The organism is Aliivibrio fischeri (genome assembly GCF_009727955.1).
In the GTDB taxonomy this organism is placed as follows: Bacteria; Pseudomonadota; Gammaproteobacteria; order Enterobacterales; family Vibrionaceae; genus Aliivibrio; species Aliivibrio fischeri_A.
Genome location: NZ_WOBR01000040.1, coordinates 1 through 269 on the forward strand (window position 1 = coordinate 1; position 269 = coordinate 269).

Sequence of the window (269 nt, forward strand, 5' to 3'; positions counted from 1 at the left end):
CGAATCTAAATAATGGTGCGGACGGAGAGACTTGAACTCTCACACCTCGCGGCGCCAGAACCTAAATCTGGTGCGTCTACCAATTCCGCCACGTCCGCACAAATATTGTAGTGAAATTGAAGATTGGTGATTCAATAACACGTTGTCATAATCGAAATAAATCAATTACGTTTTAAAGTGGCTGGGATACCTGGATTTGAACCAGGGAATGGCGGCATCAAAAGCCGCTGCCTTACCGCTTGGCGATATCCCAACGAGATTCTTACGAA

At 45.7% G+C, this 269-nt stretch carries 2 tRNA genes; both read right to left on the reverse strand.

Annotation, left to right across the window (positions count from 1 at the left end):
* Positions 1-13: 13 nt before the first annotated feature.
* Positions 14-98, reverse strand: a tRNA-Leu gene (locus tag GNP81_RS19265).
* 80 nt (positions 99-178) lie between these two features.
* A tRNA-Gln gene (locus GNP81_RS19270) sits at positions 179-253 on the reverse strand.
* Positions 254-269: the final 16 nt, after the last annotated feature.